Source organism: Variovorax sp. GW821-FHT10C12 (genome assembly GCF_059415405.1).
In genome coordinates, this window is sequence record NZ_JBWKNE010000001.1 from 697,680 (window position 1) to 710,381 (window position 12,702).

Annotated in this window: 13 protein-coding genes; 8 read left to right on the top strand and 5 right to left on the bottom strand. The window is 70.8% G+C overall.

Annotated features, from left to right (window positions below; translation table 11 throughout):
* Positions 1-28: 28 nt before the first annotated feature.
* The 3 genes from AC07OH_RS03285 to AC07OH_RS03295 form a co-directional block, all read right to left on the bottom strand.
* The gene (locus AC07OH_RS03285; protein ID WP_062475593.1) at positions 29-667 is read right to left on the bottom strand and encodes a CDP-alcohol phosphatidyltransferase family protein; all 639 of its coding nucleotides are present in this window, start codon (positions 665-667) and stop codon (positions 29-31) included.
* 100 nt (positions 668-767) lie between these two features.
* Entirely contained in the window at positions 768-1,514 is a 747-nt protein-coding gene (locus AC07OH_RS03290; protein WP_495299567.1) for a glutamine amidotransferase, read from the bottom strand.
* A 34-nt stretch (positions 1,515-1,548) separates the two neighbouring features.
* Entirely contained in the window at positions 1,549-2,451 is a 903-nt protein-coding gene (locus tag AC07OH_RS03295; protein ID WP_495299568.1) for a LysR family transcriptional regulator, read from the bottom strand.
* 144 nt (positions 2,452-2,595) lie between these two features.
* On the opposite strand from AC07OH_RS03295, the gene AC07OH_RS03300 reads away from it, so the two are divergent.
* The 3 genes from AC07OH_RS03300 to AC07OH_RS03310 all read left to right on the top strand — a co-directional run bounded on the left by AC07OH_RS03300 (position 2,596) and on the right by AC07OH_RS03310 (position 5,627).
* Positions 2,596-3,759, top strand: a complete 1,164-nt coding sequence (locus AC07OH_RS03300; RefSeq protein WP_495299569.1) for a CaiB/BaiF CoA transferase family protein — start codon at positions 2,596-2,598, stop codon at positions 3,757-3,759.
* Positions 3,760-3,787: 28 nt separating this feature from the next.
* Positions 3,788-4,756, top strand: coding sequence for a Bug family tripartite tricarboxylate transporter substrate binding protein (locus AC07OH_RS03305; RefSeq protein WP_495299570.1), 969 nt, complete (start codon positions 3,788-3,790; stop codon positions 4,754-4,756).
* 244 nt (positions 4,757-5,000) lie between these two features.
* A complete protein-coding gene (locus tag AC07OH_RS03310; RefSeq protein ID WP_495299571.1) occupies positions 5,001-5,627 on the top strand; it encodes a hypothetical protein in 627 nt (208 codons plus the stop codon).
* Positions 5,628-5,646: 19 nt separating this feature from the next.
* On the opposite strand, the gene AC07OH_RS03315 is transcribed toward AC07OH_RS03310, so the two are convergent.
* Together AC07OH_RS03315 and AC07OH_RS03320 are read right to left on the bottom strand one after the other, a co-directional pair.
* The gene (locus AC07OH_RS03315) at positions 5,647-6,192 is read right to left on the bottom strand and encodes an SRPBCC family protein (protein ID WP_095744932.1); all 546 of its coding nucleotides are present in this window, start codon (positions 6,190-6,192) and stop codon (positions 5,647-5,649) included.
* Between the two features lie 40 nt (positions 6,193-6,232).
* The gene (locus AC07OH_RS03320; RefSeq protein WP_095744933.1) at positions 6,233-6,592 is read right to left on the bottom strand and encodes an ArsR/SmtB family transcription factor; all 360 of its coding nucleotides are present in this window, start codon (positions 6,590-6,592) and stop codon (positions 6,233-6,235) included.
* A gap of 176 nt (positions 6,593-6,768) precedes the next feature.
* On the opposite strand from AC07OH_RS03320, the gene bla reads away from it, so the two are divergent.
* From bla to AC07OH_RS03345, 5 genes are all read left to right on the top strand, one after another.
* Positions 6,769-7,656, top strand: a complete 888-nt coding sequence (gene bla, locus AC07OH_RS03325; RefSeq protein WP_495299572.1) for a class A beta-lactamase — start codon at positions 6,769-6,771, stop codon at positions 7,654-7,656.
* Positions 7,657-7,704: 48 nt separating this feature from the next.
* A complete protein-coding gene (locus AC07OH_RS03330) occupies positions 7,705-8,700 on the top strand; it encodes a LysR family transcriptional regulator (protein WP_495299573.1) in 996 nt (331 codons plus the stop codon).
* Between the two features lie 141 nt (positions 8,701-8,841).
* Positions 8,842-10,413 (top strand): AMP-binding protein, encoded by a 1,572-nt coding sequence (locus tag AC07OH_RS03335; protein ID WP_495299574.1) that lies wholly within the window; start codon positions 8,842-8,844, stop codon positions 10,411-10,413.
* Between the two features lie 20 nt (positions 10,414-10,433).
* Positions 10,434-11,672, top strand: a complete 1,239-nt coding sequence (locus AC07OH_RS03340) for an acyl-CoA dehydrogenase family protein (protein WP_495299575.1) — start codon at positions 10,434-10,436, stop codon at positions 11,670-11,672.
* Between the two features lie 34 nt (positions 11,673-11,706).
* Entirely contained in the window at positions 11,707-12,702 is a 996-nt protein-coding gene (locus AC07OH_RS03345) for a tripartite tricarboxylate transporter substrate binding protein (RefSeq protein WP_495299576.1), read from the top strand.

A 12,702-nucleotide genomic window follows, 5' to 3' on the forward strand; every position in this document is an offset into this window, starting at 1 on the left:
TTGTCAGGTGGGTGAGATGGGCGGGTTGTCAGAACTTGGGAATGCGCAGGGTCTTGCTGATCATCAGCGTGCCCGAGAGCGCGAACAGCAGCACCAGCGGGTGCAGCTGCCAGGGGCCGAGCGTCCAGGCGCCGCCCCACACGTTGGCGCCGAGGGCGCCCTTCGAAGCCGCGTAGGCCAGCACGCCCACCAGCACCACGCTGGTCGGGATCGGCGTGCCTTCGAAGTACTTCACCTTGTCGGCGCCGGCCGAGAGGGCCTCGGCCGTCACGTTGTAGCGCGCGAGCCGGCTCACGCCGCAGCCGACGAAGTAGATGAGCACGGCGCAGTCCCAGCCGCCGTCCAGGCCGGCGGCGAAGCCGAGCGCGGCGGGCAGCACGCCGAACGAGATCACGTCGGCCAGCGAGTCGAGTTCGCGTCCGAGGGCCGACTGGGTCTGGCGCCAGCGCGCGATGCGGCCGTCGAGCACGTCGAAGATGAAGGCCGCCGGGGCGAGCGCCGCGGCCCAGTAGAAGTGCGCGAGCGACTGGCTGCGCATGAAGGCCATCGCGAAGAACACCGCCCCGACGCCGCAGGCCGCGTTGCCGAGCGTGAAGACATCGGCCAGGTGAAAGCCGCGGATCATCGAGAAGTGCTTGCGGGCCGGCGGGGACGAAGGCGTGGTCATGAAGGCGGGGAAAGCTGCGAAAGGAACCGCACCTTAACCCAAGCGCGGCCCGCTTTTTGTAGTCGCGCGCCGACGCCCCGTCGGCGCCCCGTCGGCGCGCTCAGGCGGCTGGCTGCGCCTTGGCCTCGACGATCCGCGCGAAGCGCCCGAGCAGGCCCGCCGCCGCGTCGGTGGGGCGAACGCCTTCGCGCAGCGCCGCGGCGTCGAGCCCGTCCGCGGCGAGGTCGCGGGCCAGCAGCTCGATGTAGCCGCCCATGGTCTGGGCGTCGAACTCGGGATGGAACTGCAGGCCCCAGGCCTGCGCGCCCACGCGGAAGGCATGCACGGGCTCATGCGCGCTGTGGGCCAGCTTCACCGCGCCTTCGGGCAGGCGCAGCGCGCTCTGCCAGTGGATCGCCTGCGCCGGGAACTGCGCGGGCAGGTCGCCCAGCAGCGCGTCGCTGGCGGCGGCCGCGTCGAGCGTGACGGTGACCGTGCCGACCTCCGGGCCTTGCGGGTGGTGCCCGGCCTCGCCGCCGAGCGCGTGCGCCAGCAGCTGGTGGCCGTAGCAGATGCCGAGCACGGGCGTGTCGCGCGCGACCAGCTCGGCGAGCCAGGCGGCGGTGGTTTCGCTCCAGGGTTCGCGGTGCGACACCATCGCGTGCGAGCCGGTGACGACCACGCCCGCGACCTGGCCGGGCGCGGGCAGCGTGTCGCCGCGGCGCGGGTCGACCACCACGAGGGGCAGGGTCTGCGTGCCGAGGCCGGCGGCGATCCAGTGCTCGAAGTCGCCGCGGCCTTCGCGCAGCGCGTCATGGGTGTCACCGACCTTGACGATGACCAGGGGATACGGGGGCGTGCTGTGCATGGCGTCGATCATGCCGCAGCGCACCGTGCGCCGGTCAGCTGCGGGTCGATTCCCGACGGTGCAGCAGGTCCATGAAGGCACGGCCCACGGGCGAGGGCGAGCGCCCCGCGCGCGTGACCAGTCCGATGGGCCGCGACATCAGCGGGCGCTGCAGCGGCACGGTGGCCAGCTCGTCGTTCTGCGACAGCTGCAGCGCGAGCCGGGGCAGGGCGGTGAGCCCCAGCCCGGCCGCCACCAGCGCGCCCGCCACGGCCACGCTCGGGTATTCGAGCGCGGGCTGCACCTGCAGGCCGCGCTGCAGGAAGGCGGCGTCGGTGATCGGCCGGATGCTGCTCTGGAAGCTGCTCGCGATGAAGGGGCGCGTCGCGAACACCGACCACGACACCGAGGCGCGCGCGGCCAGCGGGTCGTCGCGCCGGCACAGCAGCACGAAGGGGTCGTCGCGCAGGTGGCGGTACAGCAGGGGTTCGTGCGTGCCGGGGCGCACGCTGAGGCCGAAGTCGGCGCGGCCTTCGTCCACCGCGGCGCGCACCGCATCGGCCGGCCCTTCGATCAGCGAGAACTGCACCTGCGGATGCTGCAGGCGGAACTCGGCGATGGCGCCGGGCAGCAGCGCCACGCCGGTCGAGGGCAGCGCCGCGATGGTGAGGTGGCCGCTGCGGCCTTCGAGGAACTGCGACAGCTCGCTGAACGAACTGTTGAAGTTCTCCAGGATGCGCAGCGCAATCGGCAGCAGCTCGCGCCCCGCCGGCGTGAGCTCGACGTGCCGCGTGTCACGGTCGAACAGGCGCGCGCCCACCAGCTCCTCGACGATGCGCACCGTGCGGCTCAGCGCCGGCTGCGACACGTGCAGCGCCTGCGCGGCGGCACGGAAGTTGGTGGTCTTCGCGACTTCGACGAAGGCCTCGAGCTGCTGCAGCGTGATGTCGACTCGCACGGACGCGGCTCCCTCGGGGTGGCTGTGGATTGATCCATCCAAGTTATCACAGATATAGGAATATTGTTCTTCACAGATCAATGAGCGACGCCGAGACTGGCGCATTCGATACACGGAGACAAGGGGCCCCCGCGCCCCCGTGACATGGACACCAAAATTCTGGAAGGCATCCGGGTGCTCGAGCTCGGACAGGTGCTGGCGGGGCCCTTCGCGGGCGCGATCCTGGCCGACCTCGGCGCCGACGTCGTGAAGCTCGAGCGCGTCGAGGGCGGCGACGACGCGCGCCACATGGGCCCGGCCTTTCGCCACGGCGACGCGCTCAACTTCCACGTCTTCAACCGCGGCAAGCGCTCGGTCGCCATCGACCTGAAGAGCGAAGAGGGCATGGCCGCCTTCGAGACCCTGGCGGCCGGCGCCGACATCCTCATCCACAACCTGCGCCCGGGCGTCACGCAGTCGATGGGCATCGACGGCCCCTCGCTGTGCGCGCGCCATCCGCGGCTCATCTACTGCGAAATCTCGGCCTTCGGCCACACCGGCCCGCTGCGCATGCAGCCGGGCTACGAGCCGCTGATCCAGGCCTTCAGCGGACTGTCGAGCATCAACGGCGGGCCCGACGATCCGCCCATGCGCACCGGCGCCTCGGTCTGCGACCAGGGCACCGGCATGTGGGCCGTGATCGGCGCGCTGGCGCTGCTGCAGCGGCGCCACCTCACGGGGCGGGGCGGCGTGGTGAGCACCTCGCTGCTGGAGACCGCGCTGGTCTGGACCGGCCAGAAGGCCGACGCCTACGTCAACGAAGGCCGGCTGCCCGATCGCCACCGCTCGGGCCATCCGGGCTTCGTGCCCTACGAGGCCTTCGACACCGCCGATGCGCCGCTCCTGATCTGCTGCGGCAACGACCGGCTCTTCGCCAAGTTCGCGCACGAACTCGGGCGCGACGACTGGACCACCGACGCGCGCTTTGCCAACAACCGCCAGCGGCTGCAGCACAAGGCGGCGCTGTTCGACGAGATCGGCCCGCTGCTGCGCGCGCGCACCCGCGCCGACTGGATGGCGCGCTTCACCGCGGCCGGCGTGCCCTGCGCGCCGGTGCACACCGTGCCCGAGGCCGTCGCGCACCCGCAGGTCGAGGCACTGGGCATGCTGCAGGCCGTGCCGGGCGAGGACTTCCGCCTCACGGCGCTGCCGATGTCCATCGACGGCGTGCGGCCCGCGCACCGCGCGGTCGCGCCCCGGCTGGGCGAGCACAACGCAGCGCTCGGCGCGCCGCCGGTGCCTGAGCGATCGCACCCTTTCCCTTCTTAAAAACTACATCCCACCGGAGACATCACCCATGTGCACTTCCATCTTCCGCCTCGGCGCGGTCCTGGCCTTCGCGGTCGCGGCGGCGGCACCTGCCCACGCGCAGGACTACCCCGCCAAGCCGCTCACCGTCGTCGTGCCCTTCGCGGCCGGCAGCGGCACCGACCAGCAGGCGCGCAGCATCGCGCAGGCCCTGACCACCGAGTACAAGGTGCCGGTGATCGTGGAGAACCGCGCCGGCGCCAGCGGCTTCCTGGCCGCGCAGTACGTCGCCAAGGCCGCGCCCGACGGCTACACGCTGCTGATGACCACCAACACCACGCACGCCGCCAACGAGCACCTGTACAAGAAGCTGCCCTACGACCCGGTGAAGGACTTCACCCCCGTCGCGCTGCTGTCCAAGGGCCACATGCTGCTGCTGGTGGGGGCCGATTCGCCGATCAAGTCGGTGGCCGACCTCGTGGCGGCGGCGAAGAAGTCGCCGGGCAAGCTCAACTTCGGCAGCGGCAGCTCGTCCAGCCGCGTGGCGAGCGAGCTGCTCAAGCAGATGGCGGGCATCGACATGGTGAACGTGCCCTACAAGAGCAACCCGATGGCCATCACCGACCTGCTGGGCGGGCAGGTCGACTTCATGTTCGCCGATGCGCCCACGGCGCTGCCGCACGTCAAGAGCGGCAAGCTGCGCGCGCTGGCCGTGAGCGGCGACAAGCGCCTGGCCGCCGTGCCCGCGCTGCCGACCGTGGCCGAGGCGGGCGTGAAGGGCTACGACATGTCGTACTGGACGGCCGTCTACCTGCCGCCGGGCGCGCCCGCGGCCGTCACGCGCAAGCTCAACGAGATGCTGGTGAAGGTGTCGGCCTCGCCGGCCATCGTCGCCTACCAGGCCATCTCCAGCGGCGAGGCCGCCACCGGCACGCCCGAGGCGCTTGCGAAGTTCCAGGCCGACGAGTCGCAGAAGTGGGGCCGCGTGATCCGCGCCGCCGGCATCGAGCCGGAGTGAGTCGTTGAGGACGCCGGCGCGGCGTGCCGGGGTTTCCTTTGTGCCGTCTTCGACGGCTTTGTTCTCGCTTTCAGCGCCGGCTCATCCCGGCGGGCTTTTCTTTCGGATTCGTCCGATGGCCGGCCGCGGCTGATTTTCCTAGAGTGCTTCGTTCCCTGTGCGCGGGCCGTTGTCCGGCCTGCCTGCGCTTCTTTCCCTTCGTTCGATGGCGGCCTTCTTTGAATGAAGGCGCCCGAAGCACTCCATGTCTTTGTCCCGATTCTTTTCTTTCCCTCCGCGCCTGCGCGCGGGCCGCTGGGTGCTCGCCGCGACCATGGGGGTCGCGGGCTGTGGCCCGGTCGCGGTCACGCCTTCCGTGCCGCTGCCTCCTCTGCCGCCGCCCTCCGAGCCGATGCACATGGTCGCGCCGGTCGCGGTGTCTTCTGCTGCGGTTGCACGCAAAGGGGGCGTGTACCGGACGACACCGGCCGTGGCGCCCGAGCTGGCGCAGGTCGTGTTCTTCCGCCCTGCGACGTCCACCCCCAGCGCAGGCGCCGCCCATGTGTATGTCGACGGCGAGTTCCATGCCGCGCTGATGCCCAACGGCTTCACGCGCCTGTGCGTGGCGCCGGGTGCGCATTCGCTCGAGGCCTACATCGACGACGCGCCGCTGTACGCGGGCAAGTCGCAGCCGAAGACGCAGGCGGTGCTCGAAGGCGGGCGGACGGTGTTCGTGTCCGTGTCCGAAATGGGCGAGGGCGCGCCAGTGCCGCATGGGAAGCGCACCGCCGAGCGCATGCTCAAGGGCGCGCGCGAGCAGCGGCAGGTGATCAGCCGTGCAACCCGCGTGCAGCCTTGCCGCGAACCTTCCGAGCAGGCCCGCCGGGCCTGACGCGACCGACGGTCTTCATTCAGCGGATGTGCGTCGCGTAGGCCGCCTCGGCGGCTTCCAGCTGCGTCCAGAAGCCTTGCGGCGCGCGCCCGTGCAGCACCTCGTCGAGCACGCCCAGGTGCGCGTGCCAGCCGCTGGCCACGCTCAGCGTTTCCTTGCGGTCGGGCAGGCGGCGGTGCGTGAGCACCAGATGGGTGGCTTGCGCACCCTGCGGCGACAGTTCGAAGCTGACCTCGGACGCGTCCTCGCGCTCGCTGCCCCAGCTGATGACCAGCAGGGTCGGCGGCTCGATGCGCAGCACGCGCGAGTGCTGCACGTGGGTCTCGCGGTAGGCCGCGAAGCGCTCGGGCGCCACCTCGCCCGACAGCTCGGTGTGCTGGAAGCGCAGTTCGAACACCGCGCCCGGCGCCTGCGCCATGGTGCCGCCGGCCAGCCAGCTGCGACGCTTCTCCGGGTCGACGAGGTAGGTCCACACGCGGTCGATGGGGCCGGGCAGGGTGCGCTCGATGCGCAGGGTGCCGGGCTCGGTCTGCGTGCCCAGGCTGTGCTTCAGGGTCGTGGTCATGGGGCGGTGCTCCTTGGGTGAATGAGGGGAGAGAAGGCGCTCACGCGCGGCCGTGGCCGTCGTCGTGGGCATCGCGCCGCAGCGCATCCGCCAGCGCGTCCAGGCGGTGGTTCCAGAAGACTTCGTACGCGCGCAGCCAGGCATCGGCCGTGGCGAGCGCCGCCGGTTCCAGCCGGCACACGTGCGCGCGGCCCTGCACGGTGCGCGACACCAGCCCCGCGCGCTCCAGCGTCTTGACGTGCTTGGAGGCGCCCGCGAAGGACATGCGAAACGGCGCGCCCAGCTCGCCCACGCTGCATTCGCCCTGCGCGAGCAGCTGCAGCATGGTGCGCCGCGTGCTGTCGGCCAGGGCGTGGAACACGGCGTCGAGCCGTTCGTCTTCGATTTCAAGTTCAACCATGAAGTTGAATATAGATCGGTTCCAAAGAAAACTCAACCTGAAGGTTGAATGAGATGGATGGCGTTACACCTGATACACCCGGGACGCCGTGCACGCCCCGGGCGCTGGAAGCGCGGGGGCGGCGCTCCTACGATGCCTTTCATTCCATCCACTCGCGAAAAGAAAGACGCACGCATATGAACCCTCTGATCCAGCGCCGCACCCTGTTGCTCGCCGCCGCCGTGACCCCGCTCGCCGGCGCCTGCAGCGCATGGCCGAAGAAGGGCGCGTCGTCGGACGCCGAAACGCAGCTCGCCGAACTTGAGCGCGCCTGCGGCGGGCGCCTGGGCGTGTCGGGCTTCCACACCGGCAGCGGCGCGCGCCTGCAGCACCGTGCGCACGAGCGCTTTCCGCTGTGCAGCACCTTCAAGATGGTGCTCGCCGCGGCGGTGCTCGAACGCAGCGCGACCGACGCCAGCCTGCTCGGGCGCCGCATCAGCGTCGGCAAGGGCGACCTGGTGTCGCACTCGCCGGTCGCCGAGAAGCACCTCGCCACCGGCATGACCGTGAACGAGATGTGCGCCGCCACCATGCAGTACAGCGACAACGCCGCCGCCAACCTGCTGCTGAAGGTGCTGGGCGGGCCGTCCGCTGTCACAGCCTTTGCGCGGCGCATCGGCGACACCACCTTCCGCCTCGACCGCACCGAGCCCGAGCTGAACACCTCCATTCCCGGCGACCCGCGCGACACGACCACGCCCGCGGCCATGTCTGACACGGTGCAGCGACTGGCGCTGGGCGATGCGCTCGGCGCGCCGCAGCGCGAGCAGATGCGCGAATGGCTGCTCGGCAACACCACCAGCACCGAGCGCTTCCTGGCCGGCGTGCCCAAGGGCTGGCGCGTGGGTGACAAGACCGGCGCGGGTTCTTACGGCAGCACCAACGACGTCGGCGTGCTGTGGCCGCCGTCGGGCGCGCCGCTGGTGCTGTCGGTCTACCTGACCTTCCCCGACAAGGACGCGAAGAACCGCAACGACGTGGTCGCCGAGGCCACGCGCATCGCAGTGAAGGCCCTCGCAAGCTGAGTTGGCGACGGGGCCACAATGGGCGCCCCATCTTTCCCCGGCCGCCCCATGGACCTGAGGTCTCTTCGCTATTTCATCGCGGTGCTCGAAGCCGGCAGCCTGTCGCGCGCGGCGGCGTCGCTGTACGTGGCGCAGCCCGCGCTGACCGCGCAGATCAAGAAGCTCGAGGCCGAACTCGGCACGCAGCTGTTCGACCGCTCGCACGTGGGCGTCACGCCCACGGCCGCCGGGCTGCAGCTGTACCAGGACGCGCGGCGCCTGCTGTCGGATGCCGCGGCGATGCGCGAGCGGCTGCAGCGCGCGCCCGACGGGCCCGAGGGCTCGGTCACGGTGGCGGTGCCGTTCCTGCTGGCCTCGCTGCTGCTCGGGCCGGTGCTGGCGCGGCTGAAGCAGTCGCACCCACGCATCCGCGTGTTCGTGATCGACGACCTGAGCCTGATGGTGCGCAAGGCGATGGTCGATCGCCGGGCCGACATCGGCCTGCTGGTCGATACCCCGAGCGTCGAGGGGCTCGATGTACGCCCCTTTGTGCGTGAAGGCATGTTCCTCTGCGGCTTCGATGTCAAGGGCGAGGTGGCGGCACTGCTCGGAAAAAGTGCGAAGGGCGGGCGCGCGAAGAAGGGTGCGCCCGCGCGTCCGACGGTGCCTTTCGCACGCGCCGCGAACCTGCCGCTGGTGCTGCAATCGCGCCGCTTCAGCATCCGCCAGCGCGTCGAGGCGGCGGCCGAGGCGGTGGGCGTGGAACTCAACGTGGTGCACGAGCACGACTCGGCGCGCGTGCTGCGCTCGCTGTACCTGGCGGGCGCGGGCTTCACGGTCACGCCCGCCTGCGCGCTTGCGGACGGGCCAGGCGATCAGCCGAACTGGTTGATCGCACGCATCGTCGAGCCCGAGCTGGCGCGCACCTACCACCTGGCCACGCCGGCCGGCAAGGTGCCCGACGCGGCCACGCAGGTCGTGAGGCAGGCGCTGGCCGACGAGGCGCGATCGATGATCGCCTCGGGCCGCTGGGACGCGCAGTTCCTGGGCGACGGCAAGGCGTAGCCATCGCGCACGGCGGTGCCGTGCGCCGGGGCCATCATCTTTTGTGATGGCCGCGCATCAGCAATCGGTATTTGTTGTGCGGCGGCGTTGTTTGCGAAAGTTCTCCCCACGGTGCACAGGCACCGGCCTCAAGGAGACAACTTGCCCTCACTTTCGCCCGAGGTCGCCAACGTCGGCGAACTCGCATCCCGCGCCGCCCGCCTGCATGCGCGGCAGATCGCCGTGACCAGCCCGCAGCGCGCCTGCACCTACGAACAGCTCGACCGGCGCGCCAACCGCCTGGCCAATGCCCTGCGCGGGCTCGGCTTGCAGCGCGGCGACCGCGTGGGCGTGTACCTGCCCAACTGCATCGAGATCGTCGAGCTGGAGCTGGCCTGCTACAAGGCCGCGCTGGTGAAGGCGCCGATGAACGCACGGCTCGCGCCGGTCGAGGTGGCCGAGGTCATCGAGAACAGCGACGCCGCGCTGATCGTCACCACCGCCGCACGCGCCGAGACCTTCCTGCCGCTCCTGAAGGGCGCGGCCCCGAAGCTGTTGCTGCTCGACGCCGCCGAAGGCACGCCCGCTTCCTATGAAGGCCAGCTGGCGCGCGCGAGCGACGCCTTCACCTGCGAGCGCGTGCGCGCCGACGAGCTGGCGGTGCTGCACTACACCTCGGGCTCCAGCGGCGTGCTCAAGGCTGCGATGCAGACCTTCGGCAACCGGCTGGCCCAGCTGCGCAAGTTCCTCTCGCGCAGCGAGGGCCTGCGCCCCGGCGACCTGCTGGGGCTGGTGGGGCCGATCACGCACGCCTCGGGCATGCAGATCGTGCCGGCGCTGTGCAGCGGCGCGACCATCCGCCTGTTCACCGGCTTCGAGCCCGCGCGCTTCCTGGACGACATGAGGAAGGAGCGCGTGACCCACACCTTCATGGTGCCCACCATGATCAACATGCTGCTGGCCGAGCTGCAGGGCCGCTACCGGCCGCTGCCCGATCTGCAGCGCCTGGGCTACGGCGCCGCGCCGATGGCGCCCGCGCGGATCATGCAGGCGATGGACGTGTTCGGTCCCGTGCTGTCGCAGGGCTACGGCGCGGGCGAGACCACCTCGGGCGTGTGCGGTCTCTCGGTGGAAGACCACCTGTTCGCGCGCGCCGCCATGCCCGAGCGGCTGGCCTCGTGCGGGCGGCCCTTCCTCGAATCGCTGGTGGAGATCGTCGACGACGAAGGCCGGCCGGTCGCGCCCGGCGAGGTGGGCGAGATCGTGGTGAGCGGCGAGGACATCTTCGCCGGCTACTGGCGCGCGCCCGAGCTCACGGCCGAGGTGCTGAAAGATGGCCGCTACCACACGGGCGACCTCGCGCGCGCCGACGACGAGGGCTACATCTACATCGTCGACCGCAAGAAGGACATGGTGATCAGCGGCGGCTTCAACGTGTACCCCTCGGAGGTCGAGGCCGTGCTGTACCAGCACGCGGCGGTGGCCGAGGCCTGCGTGTTCAGCGTGCCCGACGACAAGTGGGGCGAGGCGGTGGCCGCGCACATCGTGCTGAAGCCGGGCGCCTCGCCCGACACGGCCGGGCTCGACGACTTCTGCGCCGCGCGGCTGGCGGGTTTCAAGCGGCCGCGCCGCATCGAGTTCGTCGAGTCGCTGCTGAAGAACGCCAACGGCAAGGTCGCGCGCAAGGCGATCCAGACGCCGTACTGGGCCGGCCACGCGCGGCGCGTCAATTGAACAAGAGCGAAGAGAACGACATGGACACCACGCTGACCCCTTCCGCTGCACCCACCGAGGCTTCGGCCATCCGCGCGCCGCTGTTCGACGGCCCCTTCGAGGGCTCGCCGCGCGCGGCCGAGCTGATCGCCCGCATCGGCGACTTCCTGAACGGCGAGCTGGCCGAGCTGGTGCGCGAGAAGGGCATCGACCACGAGCACGGCCCCGACAGGGAAACGCTGCGCCACGTCTGGCGCCGCTCGCACGCGATGGGCTTCTACGGCATGACGCTGCCGCCGGCGATGGGCGGCCTGGGCCTGTCGTTGCTTGACCATGTGCTGGTGAAGGAATCGATCTACGCCAGCGGCTCGCCGCTCGCGCCGCATGTGTTCGGCGAACTCAGCGGGCCGCCGCGTGTCGGTGCACTGGCCAAGTTCGCGACGCCCGAACAGATGGCGAAGTTCATCCGTCCCGTGGCGCAGGCCGAGAAGGCGATCTGCTTTGCGCTCACCGAGGCCGAGGCCGGCTCCGACGCCGGCGCGGTGCAGACGCAGGCGCGGCGCGAGGGCGACGTGTATGTGCTCAACGGGCGCAAGCGCTTCATCTCGGGCTCGCCGTTTGCCGATCTCGCGGTGCTCATGGCGTCCACTTCGGACGATCCGGCGCGCCGCGAGGTGACGGCGTTCTTCGTCGACCTGACGCAGCCGGGCGTCGAGGTGCAGGCGGGCTACAAGACCATGGCGGGCCAGTCGACCACGGGCGACATCGTGCTCACCGATTGCCGCGTGCCCGCCGCGAACCTCATCGGCGAACCCGGCAAGGGATTGGCGCTGGCGCTGGGGCGCATCACCGTCAACCGGCTGCTGCACTGCCCGGGCATGGTGGGGCTGGCGACCGTGGCGCTGAAGGATGCGCGCGACTACGCGCGCACGCGTCGCCAGTTCGGCCGCGCCATCGCGCAGTTCCAGGCGATCCAGCATTCGCTGGCCGACATGGCGACGCAGCTGTGCGCGGCGCGCGCGCTGATGCTGTCGACCGCGCGGCAGATCGACGCCGGCGGCGACCCGCGCGCCGAGGCCTCGATGGCCAAGCTGTTCTGCTCGGAGGCTGCGTTCCGCGTGGCCGACGCGGCGGTGCAGATCCACGGCGGCGAAGGCATCGTGCAGGGGCGGCGCGTGGAGTTTTTGTTCCGCATGCTGCGCATGTACCGTGTGCTCACGGGCACGAGCGAGATCCAGAAGAACATCATCGCGCGCGAGCTGATCGGCGATGCGGCCTGAGGCCGAACCAGACAATCAGGAGACAAGACAAACCATGACTATCAATGCCAATCGCCGCGCGCTGTGCGGTGCGATCGCGGCCTCGGCGCTGCTGCCGGCCATCGCGCGCGCAGCGGGCGCGAACGCTTCCGCCTGGCGGCCGACCCGCCCGGTCAAGTGGGTCGTGCCGTACCTGGCCGGTACCGGCCCGGACAACGGCGCGCGCATCCTCGCGGAAGCGCTCGGCCCCTTGCTGGGGCAGCCGGTCGTCATCGAGAACCGGGGCGGCGCGGCCGGCAACATCGGCGCGCGCCAGGTCGCACGGGCCGCGCCCGACGGCTACACCTGGATCTACTCGAGCGCGCCCATGGCCGCCAACATGCGCATGCAGCAGAACCCGGGCTACGACGCGCTCAAGGACTTCCGCCACATCATGCGGCTGACCACCTCCGACGTGCTGCTGGTGGTGAATGCGGGCTCGGGCATCCAGACCCTGCAGGAACTGGTGGCACGTGCGCGCGCCAACCCCGGCAAGCTCGACTACGCCTCGGGCGGCGTCGGCACGCCCTCGCACCTGGGCGTGGAGCTGTTCCTGCAGGCCGCGGGCGTGCAGGCCACGCACGTGCCGTACAAGGGCGCGTCTGAAATCGTCAACGCGGTGCTGGGCAACCAGGTGAACTTCGGCATGCCGATCTTCTCGGTGGCGCTGCCGCACGTGCAGGGCGGCAAGCTGCGCGCCCTGGGTGTGGCCGGCGCCAAGCGCAACGCGGCCTTGCCGCAGGTGCCGACGCTGGCCGAGCTGGGGCTGCGCGGCGTCGAGCTCACGTCGTGGGGCGGCGTCTCGGTGCCGGCGGGCACGCCCGATGCGATCGCTGCGCGCATCTACGAGGTGTTCGGCCAGGCGCTGAAGCAGCCGTCGGTGATCACTGCGCTGACCGAGCTGGGCAGCGAGGTGAGCCCGTCGACGACCGAGGCGTACGTGCAGGGCTTCGCGAGCGAGATGGAACTGACCGAGCGGATGATGAAGACGGCGAAGCTGCAGCCGTTGTAG

What these genes read in the sequence shown, in the direction of transcription:
- AC07OH_RS03285 (WP_062475593.1), bottom strand. Translation starts at nt 667, where the DNA reads ATGACCACGCCTTCGTCCCCGCCGGCCCGCAAGCACTTCTCGATGATC.
- AC07OH_RS03290 (WP_495299567.1), bottom strand. Translation starts at nt 1,514, where the DNA reads ATGCACAGCACGCCCCCGTATCCCCTGGTCATCGTCAAGGTCGGTGAC.
- AC07OH_RS03300 (WP_495299569.1), top strand. Translation starts at nt 2,596, where the DNA reads ATGGACACCAAAATTCTGGAAGGCATCCGGGTGCTCGAGCTCGGACAG.
- AC07OH_RS03305 (WP_495299570.1), top strand. Translation starts at nt 3,788, where the DNA reads ATGTGCACTTCCATCTTCCGCCTCGGCGCGGTCCTGGCCTTCGCGGTC.
- AC07OH_RS03310 (WP_495299571.1), top strand. Translation starts at nt 5,001, where the DNA reads ATGTCTTTGTCCCGATTCTTTTCTTTCCCTCCGCGCCTGCGCGCGGGC.
- AC07OH_RS03315 (WP_095744932.1), bottom strand. Translation starts at nt 6,192, where the DNA reads ATGACCACGACCCTGAAGCACAGCCTGGGCACGCAGACCGAGCCCGGC.
- AC07OH_RS03320 (WP_095744933.1), bottom strand. Translation starts at nt 6,592, where the DNA reads ATGGTTGAACTTGAAATCGAAGACGAACGGCTCGACGCCGTGTTCCAC.
- bla (WP_495299572.1), top strand. Translation starts at nt 6,769, where the DNA reads ATGAACCCTCTGATCCAGCGCCGCACCCTGTTGCTCGCCGCCGCCGTG.
- AC07OH_RS03330 (WP_495299573.1), top strand. Translation starts at nt 7,705, where the DNA reads ATGGACCTGAGGTCTCTTCGCTATTTCATCGCGGTGCTCGAAGCCGGC.
- AC07OH_RS03340 (WP_495299575.1), top strand. Translation starts at nt 10,434, where the DNA reads ATGGACACCACGCTGACCCCTTCCGCTGCACCCACCGAGGCTTCGGCC.
- AC07OH_RS03345 (WP_495299576.1), top strand. Translation starts at nt 11,707, where the DNA reads ATGACTATCAATGCCAATCGCCGCGCGCTGTGCGGTGCGATCGCGGCC.